General features: G+C 58.6%; 10 protein-coding genes. 3 read left to right on the forward strand and 7 right to left on the reverse strand.

Features of this window, described 5'->3' with window-relative positions; all coding sequences use genetic code 11:
- Positions 1 to 640: hypothetical protein (locus HBN61_RS21850; protein WP_223182429.1), on the forward strand; the 640-nt coding region annotated here is incomplete at its 5' end.
- A gap of 114 nt (positions 641 to 754) precedes the next feature.
- Complete coding sequence (locus HBN61_RS21855) at positions 755 to 979, forward strand: hypothetical protein (RefSeq protein ID WP_047294701.1); 225 nt, start codon at positions 755 to 757, stop codon at positions 977 to 979.
- Positions 980 to 1118: 139 nt separating this feature from the next.
- Here HBN61_RS21855 and HBN61_RS21860 read toward each other — a convergent pair whose 3' ends face one another.
- Positions 1119 to 1475 (reverse strand): DUF488 domain-containing protein, encoded by a 357-nt coding sequence (locus HBN61_RS21860; protein WP_047294698.1) that lies wholly within the window; start codon positions 1473 to 1475, stop codon positions 1119 to 1121.
- A 232-nt stretch (positions 1476 to 1707) separates the two neighbouring features.
- Positions 1708 to 3123 (reverse strand): purine-cytosine permease family protein, encoded by a 1416-nt coding sequence (locus HBN61_RS21865; RefSeq protein WP_047294695.1) that lies wholly within the window; start codon positions 3121 to 3123, stop codon positions 1708 to 1710.
- A gap of 250 nt (positions 3124 to 3373) precedes the next feature.
- Here HBN61_RS21865 and HBN61_RS21870 point away from each other — a divergent pair, with 250 nt between their 5' ends.
- Entirely contained in the window at positions 3374 to 4285 is a 912-nt protein-coding gene (locus tag HBN61_RS21870) for a LysR family transcriptional regulator (protein WP_047294692.1), read from the forward strand.
- Positions 4286 to 4375: 90 nt separating this feature from the next.
- Here HBN61_RS21870 and argE read toward each other — a convergent pair whose 3' ends face one another.
- From argE to HBN61_RS21895, 5 genes are all read right to left on the reverse strand, one after another.
- Positions 4376 to 5521 carry an acetylornithine deacetylase gene (gene argE, locus HBN61_RS21875; RefSeq protein WP_047293187.1) on the reverse strand — a complete coding sequence of 382 codons (1146 nt, stop codon included), beginning with the start codon at positions 5519 to 5521 and terminating at the stop codon, positions 4376 to 4378.
- Positions 5518 to 6195, reverse strand: a complete 678-nt coding sequence (locus HBN61_RS21880; RefSeq protein ID WP_047293189.1) for a DUF1028 domain-containing protein — start codon at positions 6193 to 6195, stop codon at positions 5518 to 5520. The genes argE and HBN61_RS21880 overlap by 4 nt, the downstream gene beginning before the upstream one ends.
- Positions 6196 to 6206: 11 nt before the next feature.
- Positions 6207 to 6617, reverse strand: a complete 411-nt coding sequence (locus HBN61_RS21885) for a RidA family protein (RefSeq protein ID WP_047293191.1) — start codon at positions 6615 to 6617, stop codon at positions 6207 to 6209.
- A gap of 24 nt (positions 6618 to 6641) precedes the next feature.
- Positions 6642 to 7973, reverse strand: coding sequence for a flavin-containing monooxygenase (locus HBN61_RS21890; protein WP_162493709.1), 1332 nt, complete (start codon positions 7971 to 7973; stop codon positions 6642 to 6644).
- Between the two features lie 203 nt (positions 7974 to 8176).
- Positions 8177 to 9136, reverse strand: coding sequence for an IS3 family transposase (locus HBN61_RS21895; RefSeq protein ID WP_524539087.1), 960 nt, complete (start codon positions 9134 to 9136; stop codon positions 8177 to 8179).
- Positions 9137 to 9208 lie beyond the last annotated feature (72 nt).

Genomic DNA, 9208 nt, shown 5'->3' on the forward strand with positions numbered 1-9208 from the left:
GGTCAGGTGCAACGCGAAATTGGCAACCTATCGGCGCCGTCACACTCAACCCAGAGAGGGAGCAGCCGGCAGTGAAAATAGCAGCTTAAAAACACGGCTGACGCGACAACTACCTTGCAAAACGCCGCGCACGACGTTGCTCACAGAGTCTCAGCAAGAAACCGCAGAGAAACTGCTGGAGGAATACTTGGCCCTGCGGATTGCATTTTATGCCACCGATGATGATGCCAAACGCGCGGATATCCGCATGGAATCCATCAAAAAACAAGCCTATATGTGGTTTCAAATCAGCAAGCTCGCGAAGGTTAATCCCAACCCGGTCATTGTGACCGTGCTAAATGCAAGCAGTGAGTTGTATGTGGCCCAACAAAAAACCATGTCCAGCTGGCGGCATCAGATACCGGTCGTTGCATGGGCACTGCTTGTGTTAAGTGCGGTCTGTTCCAACTTTTTGATTGGCTACAATGCGCGGGGCAAGTCCGGGAGCAATGTGTTGGTGTGCATCATGCCGATTTTTACAGCGCTGGCACTGTTCATGATTGCGGAGATCGATGTGCCGGGCAAAGGTCTGATACGCGTGGCCCCCGATAACTTGAACGCCTTGATCTTGACCCTCGAACAAGGAGGGCTGACGTTCTAGTGGGCTGAAGTTGCCTGAGCGTGTCAGCGAGTCGCCCCCTGGAATCGCTGACCGATTGGCAGCCAGCCCCATTACCGGGTAACGTTAGGGCTCCAGTCCTTAACGATTTACGCCATGTCCTCGCTCAATTTGCATCGCCTCACCATCCTCGGTTTGATCTTTTTCATTCTCGGCCTGCTCGGTGTCCTTTTCGCCTTGTACAGCATCTACACCGGGCCAAAGCCTACAGAGCCTGCCCTCATGCGCAGTCTGGTACTGGCCGGGTGCATGCAGTTGACCGGCTGGGTACTGCTCAACCGCAATCGCTGGCGCATGATGTTCGGCAAATCGCGTAAGTAGTCGTTAGTCTGGCACCCTGTGGGAGCGGGCTTGCTCGCGATTGCACCGACCAGTTGTTACAGGCACACCGAGTTGCCTGTATCGCGAGCAAGCCCGCTCCCACAAGGTGGACTTCTATATGCCGCGCTAAAAAAGCAACTCAACCCAGCACAAGGCGGCCCTCAAGCATCTCTTTGAGCACCACCGCCTCATTGTGTGATTGATCCTTGGCCGCATAGATCAGCGTGATGTCGCCCTGCTGCGCCTGTTGTTGGAGTTGCGACAGCGCGGGGTTGTTCTTGAGTTCTTCGCAGTAGCGCTTTTTGAACTCGGGCCATTTTTCAGGTGCGTGCCCGAACCATTGGCGAAGTTCGGTGCTGGGCGCGACCTCCTTGAGCCACAGATCAATCCTGGCTTTCGCCTTGGCCACGCCCCGTGGCCAAAGCCGGTCGACCAGAATGCGCTGGCCATCCGTGTCACTCGGCTGTTCATAAGCCCGCTTCAACATAACGCTCATGGCGTCCTCCCTGTTCACGCGATAAGACACACAGCGTAGCAGGGGCAGGGTGCACTTACGTGCGGTAGATCATGTCGCATGCACAGTCGCCACGCTCGCATGCAGGGTCTTCAAATGGCTACTGTTGTCACCAAACCCTGTAGTCGCTGCCAAGGCACGAAGGCTGCGATGAGTGCTTTCGCATCCCATCGCAGCCCCTTGCCTCGTCAGCGGCGACAAATTGGGCAGTTAATCAAACGCTACCCACCAGTTTCGATTCGTTCATTCGGCGCTTGTACGCACTGTCCCGGCTCGCCAGCCAGTAGTACAGCGGCGACGTCACCAGCAGCCCTACGACCCAGGACAAATCCGCTCCGTCGATGTGTGCCGAGATCGGGCCCACGTACAACGGGGTGTTCATAAACGGGATCTGCACTGCAATGCCGATGGCGTAGGCCAGCAATGCCTGCGGGTTGTAGCGGCCATAAATGCCACCGTCGACGCGGAAGATCGAGGCGATGTCGTATTTGCCTTTGTGAATCGCATAGAAGTCGATCAGGTTGATCGCCGTCCACGGCACCAGGACCACCAACAGCACCAGCACCATGTCGACGAAATGGCCGATAAAGTCTTTCGAGGCGAAGACCGCCGCAATTGCACACGCTGCCAGCACCACGGTAGAGATCAGCGCACGGCTTTTGGCTGTTGGAATCCAGCGATAAGCAAAGGTCTGAATCAAGGTGATAAGCGACAGCACGGCGCCGTACAGGTTGAGGGCGTTGTGGCTGATCACGCTGAGCAGAAACAGCACCAGCATCAACGGGCCGATCGCGCCGGTGGCGAGTTTCACGGCGTCCATGGTGTCCATCCCGACCGGCGTTGCGAGCACGGCCACCGCACCAAAGATGAAGGACAGGCTGGAGCCCAGCACCGAGCCCATGTAAGTGGCCCAGAAGGTGGACGCCACCGGTACATCCGCCGGGAGGTAGCGCGAGTAGTCAGACACGTACGGGGCGAACGCGATCTGCCACAGGGCCGCCAGCGACACAGTGGCCAGCCAGCCGGAGATGTTGAATTCGCCGCGGGTCAGAAAGTCGGTGGTCTGGATGTGGGTGAAGATATAACCGAAACCCAGCACGATACCGGCGCCCAGCACCCAGGTGCCGATGCGGTTGAGCACGTGGATAAAGCGGTAGCCGATGATGCCGATGATCCCGGAGCCGATCGCGCCGATCACGATACCGACCGGTACGGGCACCGAGTCGACCACCCCATGCAGGGATTTACCGGCAAGCACGATGTTGGAAGCAAAGAAGCCGATGTACATGACGCCGGCGATCACCACCACCAGCAACGCGCCGAGAGAGCCGAACTGGGCGCGGCTCTGGATCATTTGCGGGATGCCCATTTGCGGGCCCTGGGCTGAGTGCAGCGCCATCAGCACGCCGCCGAGCAAGTGGCCGACCAGAATGGCGACGATGCCCCACACCAGATTCAGGTGGAACAGTTGCACACCCAGTGCGCCGGTCACAATCGGCAACGGCGCGATATTACCGCCGAACCACAGGGTGAAGAGGTCTCTTACCTTTCCATGGCGATCTTCCGGGGGCACGTAGCCAATCGTGTGCTTTTCGATGAGTGGGGCGGAGGATGTTGCAGTGGTGACCATGATGAACTCCAAGGCAGGAAGAGTACGTGGGCGTACTTCGCAGTGCGCATTCAGGGCAGCGCTTTGTTGTTGGAGTGATCATCTGTAATGGTGGCAAGCAGGTAAATTAGTAAGTTTGTTGCTATAGACCTTAAAAAATATAGCTCATACCTTTTTTTGCTCCGGTATGTTGCATACACCGCCAACGCTGAAAAAAACGGCTTTTTTCTGCACTTTTTTGGGGCGAAACCCCACGTTTATCGAGGTTCCGATGGCTGCCTACAACCTGCGCCAACTCAAATATTTTATTACCACGGCCGAATGCGGGAGCGTCGCAGAGGCGTCACGCAAGCTTTATATCGCCCAGCCTTCGGTGTCTACCGCCATCAAGCAGTTGGAAGACAGCTTTGGCGTGCAACTGTTTATTCGTCACCACGCCCAGGGCGTTTCGCTGACGCCCAGCGGCGCGCGATTTTATCGCAAGGCGCAAGAACTGCTGCGCGTGGCCCATGAATTTGAGCAAAACGCCCTAGCGGACAATGACGTGGTGTCGGGCCAGATCGACATCGGCTGCTTCGAGACCGTCGCGCCGCTGTACTTGCCGCGCCTGATTGCAGGGTTCAAAAAGCGCTGGCCGGGAGTGGAAATACGCATTCGCGACGGCGAACAGCAAGAGCTGGTGCAGGCGCTGACGGCGGGCAGCATCGACATGGCCATGCTCTTCGAGCACGACCTGGGCGGCAGTATCGAAACCACGCCATTGATGCCCCCGCAGCAGCCCTACGCGCTGTTACCGGCAGACCACCGCTTTGCGCAGCAGGCCAAAGTGTCATTGGCCGACCTGGTACTGGAACCGATGATTTTGCTCGACGTGCTGCCGAGCCGGACCTACTTCGTGAGCATCTTCGAAGAGCGCGGACTGACCCCGAACATCGTCTTCAGCTCGCCGTCGATCGAGATGGTGCGGGGCATGGTTGGCAGGGGGTTCGGATTTTCGATTCTGGTGACCAAACCCTTCACCGAATACACCTACGACGGGCAGAAACTGGTGTGCATCCCCTTGGCCGAAACCGTCACCGGCTCCGGCCTGTCAGCCGTCTGGCTGCGCCGGGCGCCGCTGACCAAACCGGTGCAATTGTTTGTCGATTATTGCCGCGAAGAACTGGCCAGAGTCCTCAGCTAACCCTGCCTGGACCTGTAGGAGCGAGCTTGCCTCGCGATCTTTTGATCTTTAAAAAGATCGCGAGCAAGCTCGCTCCTACAAGGGCAAAACTTAAGCGCGGATAGAATCCAGCATCCGCAGCAGCATCGCATCACACCCGGCCAGTTGCGCCACGCTCACAAACTCATCGGGCTTGTGCCCTTGGTCCATGCTGCCCGGGCCGCAGACCACCGTGGGGATGCCCACGGCATCGAACAACCCGCCCTCAGTGCCAAACGCCACCGTGCCGAACTCCCGAGACCCGGAAAACGCCGCAATCAACTCGGCCGCCTGGCTGCGCTCATCGGTGACCAGCCCCGGATACGCTGACAGCTCGGTAAAACGGATCGCACTCTGCGCGCTTACCGCCTTCATGCGTGGCAGGACCTGTTGCATCGCATAGGTTTGCAATGCCTCGGCCACTTCACCTGGGTCCTGTGACGGCAAGGCGCGAATCTCAAAATCAAAGCGGCAATCGGCGGGCACGATATTCAGCGCCTTGCCCCCGGCAATCACCCCGGTCTGCACGGTGCTGTAGGGCGGGTCAAAGCGTGGGTCCTGGTGTTCGCGCAACTGGCGGCCAAGACGGCCCAGCTCGCCAATCAACTCGGCGGCATGCTCGATGGCATTCACGCCATAGGGGGCATAGGCCGAATGGCAGGCTTCGCCATGCACATCGCAACGCATCGCCAACTTGCCTTTATGCCCGAGCACCGGCTTGAGTTCCGTCGGCTCGCCAATAATGCACAGCATCGGCTTGACCGGACGCTGCTCCAGCACGCTGAGCAACGAGCGCACGCCCAGACAGCCGACTTCTTCGTCATAGGACAGAGCAATGTGCACCGGTATGCGCAACGGCGTCTGCACCAGCGTCGGCACCAGCGCCAACACGCAGGCGATATAGCCCTTCATGTCTGCCGTGCCCCGGCCAAACAGCTTGCCGTCGTGTTCGGTCAGCTCGAACGGCGGCGTGGTCCACGGCTGGCCATCCACCGGCACCACGTCGGTATGCCCCGACAGCACAATGCCGGGGACCTCGCTCGGGCCAATGCTGGCAAACAGATTGGCCTTGCTGCGTTCTTCGTTGTGAACCAGCTCGCAGCTCACGCCAAAACCTGCCAGGTAATCGCGTACAAACTCGATCAAATGCAGGTTGGACTCGCGGCTGGTGGTGTCAAACCCCACCAGCGTGTGCAGCAGTTCGCGGCTGCGGCTCATCGATCATCTCCCGCCACGCCGTAACCAGGGGAACGGTCAGGCGCGAGGGCGCGGTCGATGTAATCCTGGACCTGCGGGCGATAGGCGTCCCAGAGTTTTTGCAGCTCACCGATGGGATTTTCATCGGCCCAATCCACCCGCAGATTGATGATCGGCCAGGTCAATTCGCCCACCACCACCAACGCGGCTGAATGTACTGGGCCCGCTTCACCGCCGGCGGCAATGGCCGCATGCATTGCGGCCAGCAAGCGGTCGGCCAACTGGCCTTCACCTTGCTCAAAAGCCTGAACCATTGCGGCAATCACTGTGCGGTCAGCGAGCATATTGCCCGCCGCCACACACTGTTCGCCCGACAGCGCATTGTGCGTGCCCAGGGTTTCGCTGCCGCTGAAGTGCACGGTGCGGCCCTGATGATCAATCGCCGTCAGTTGCCGGTACTGGCTGTAGCCGTTGCGGGTCAGCGCCGTGTCGATGGCCGCGCCGGGCGCGAGGCCTTGCTCCAGCAGGTCGAGCACATCCGGGCCCAATGCCGGCAGCGTGATGTTCTGGGTCGACACCGCCCCCACACCAGGGCGTAGCCACGGGCAACGGGCGCCCACGGCAATGCTCGATGAGCTGATGGCGATGCCCAACTGGCCGGTTTCTGCGCAACGGGCGACGATTGAAAAGGTCATGGCGAGCCTCCTTACTCCGGGATTACTGCGATCACGTCAATTTCCATCAGCCACTGCGGCTGACCCAGCGCCGACACCACCAGCCCGGTGGAAATCGGGAACACGCCCTTGAGCCATTTACCGACTTCCTGGTACACCGGTTCGCGGTAGCGCGGGTCGATCAGGTAAGTGGTGGTTTTAACGATGTGGCTCAGGTCGCTGCCGGCTTCTTCCAACAGTTGTTTGACGTTGCGCATGGCTTGCTCGGCTTGGGCTCGCGGGTCGCCGAGGCCAATAAGGTTGCCCTCGAAATCGGTGCCCACCTGGCCACGGACATACACCGTGTTACCGGCACGCACGGCCTGGCACAGGTCGTTGTCCAGGCTCTGGTTCGGGTAGGTTTCTTTGGTGTTGAACATGCGGATGCGAGTGTGAGTAGGCATCAAAAAAACTCCAGAAATAGTTAATCAGGCGCTGACAGGCGATTGCCGAACAACCGGTGCGGCGTCGCGGTATTCAAGGTATTGGCGCTGGATGCTGATGTGGTCGGCCACGTATTTGGCGTCGTGCCACACGCCCCAGATAAACGACGAGCCACGGCGTGACTGCCAGGGCAATCCGAGGAAATAGATCCCCGATTCGCTCGACACACCGCGCTGGTGCTGCGGTTTGCCAGCGGCGTCAAAGGCATCGACTTGCAGCCAGCTGTAGTCCACGGCAAAGCCGGTGGCCCAGATAATCGAGGTGATCCCGGCGGCGGCCAGGTCCAACTGCTGAATCGGGTTTTTCACGCAGTCGGCGTCCGGGAATACCCGGCGAGCTTGCGGCTCCAGCGGCAAATCGAGGCCATTGCGCTCGATGTAAGCGTCTGCAGCATCCAGCAGTGCCAGGTAGTTTTCATCGCCACGCTTGAGGTTTTCCAGCAGGTTGGGCTGGAAGCTGGCGACGCCGTTGTTGAACGCCTGGGTCAGCCCCACTAGGATCATGCCTTGCTGGGCCAGCTCACGAAAATCGATGGTCTTGCCACCGTGGGCACCGCTGACGGCAATCGTTACGTGCTCGCGGCCCGGCTTCATCGCCGCCTGATCCCATTCACCCAGCACCCCCAGCCACCAGCAGAAATCACGGTTACGGTAGGCGCGGGGAGGGCGGTCGTGGGCACCGACCGACAAGTACACCTGGCGCCCGGAGCGTTGCAGTTCATCAGCGATCTGCACCCCGGACGAACCGGCACCCACCACCAGCACGGCGCCCGCAGGCAGTTGCGCCGGGTTGCGGTAATCCGCTGAGTGGATCTGATGCAGTGCGCTGTCTTGCGGAGCAATGGCCGGGATCACCGGCTTCTGGAACGGGCCGGTGGCTGCAACCACACGCTTGGCGTCGATCACGCCTTCGCTGGTGTGCACGGTAAAGCCCGGACGGCCGACATTGCGCACCACCGAGAGCACATCGACACCGGTGCGGATCGGCGCATTGAACTTGCGTGCATAGGCTTCAAAGTAATCGGCGACGCGCTCTTTGGGGGCGAAGCCATCGGCGGCCACGTCATCGAATTCCAGGCCGGGGAAGCGGTCATGCCAGGCCGGTCCGTTGGCGACCAGCGAATCCCAGCGACCGGTGCGCCAGCGTTCAGCGATACGACTGCGCTCCAGCACCAGATGAGGCACACCTTGCTTGCTCAGGTGCTCACTCATGGCCACACCCGCCTGGCCAGCCCCCACTACCAAGGTGTCTATTGTTGTTGTCGCTAGCGTCATGTCTCTGTCCTTGCGTAATGCAGTTGGATTCAGTTCGTGCATGACTTCAAGGCTAGGGGGAGGGCTGTTTTAAATAAAATATTATTAAGCTGGGATGTGAGCATAAATATCAGATACAGACGCCCAATCCATGCCCGTAGGAGCTGTCGAGGAACGAAGGCTGCGCTCTTGTAATGTCAGGGTCAAAAGATCGCGAGGCAAGCTCGCTCCTACACAAGTGAACTGCCCCCCAAAAGTTGGACAGATTAACTAGCGCCCTGCACAGCCTGAGTCCTGTATCCCACAGGGCTTAGGCTGTTGAGCGTCAGTTTGATACGGTCATGGTTGTAATAATGGATGTATTCATCCAGCCCCGTCTTCAGCGCTTCAACGCTTTCAAATCGCTTCAAGTAGAAAAACTCGGATTTCAGCGTACCAAAGAAACTTTCCATCGCGGCATTGTCCAGACAGTTTCCTTTGCGCGACATGCTCTGTTTAACCCCGAGCTTGGCCAGTTTATGGCGGTATTGGGAGTGCTGGTAATGCCATCCTTGGTCAGAGTGGATGACCAGCTTTGGCTCGCTCTGCAAACGCTTGAAAGCCTTATCCAGCATATTGTCGACCAGCGCCAAGCAGGGCCGGGTGGCCATTTCATACGCAACGATTTCGCGGTTATATAAATCCATCACAGGCGAAAGATAGAGCTTTTGCTGAGCAACCTTGAATTCTGTAACGTCCGTTACCCACTTCTGGTTAGGGCGCTGGGCAATGAAGTTGCGCTCCAATAGATTCGGTGCGGTTCTGCCGACAGCCCCTCGATACGAGCGATACTTCTTGGGACGCACAATCGAACGCAGCCCCAGCTCAACCATCAACCGCTCCACGAGCTTTTTGTTGACCAAAGTGCCCAAGCTCCTGATCACAGCTGTAATGCGCCGATACCCATAAAGGCCTTTCTCCTGGTCATACACACGCTGTACCAGCTCTTTGAGCGAGGCGTGCTTATCTGGGCGCTGTTGTGCCTGGACTTGATAGTAAAACGTACTGCGCGCCACACCCGCCAGCTTCAGTAGATCCGCCAGAGGGAATACGCTTTTCAGTTTCGAGACGATTAGGGTTTTTTCGGTTGCCGTCGTCTTTTCTGCTCCTGCAAAGCCTCCAACTCCTTTAGGGATGCTCCGATCAACTTGTCGTGCAGCCGCGGCAAGTTGCAATTTTCCAGGCACCTACAGCGTCATTGGACGAAAAGTGACCGAAAAATCATGTACGGAGAGCTTTTTCGACCGGTTCTCCGTGTT

The organism is Pseudomonas sp. WS 5071 (assembly GCF_012985765.1).
Lineage (GTDB): Bacteria > Pseudomonadota > Gammaproteobacteria > Pseudomonadales > Pseudomonadaceae > Aquipseudomonas > Aquipseudomonas lundensis_A.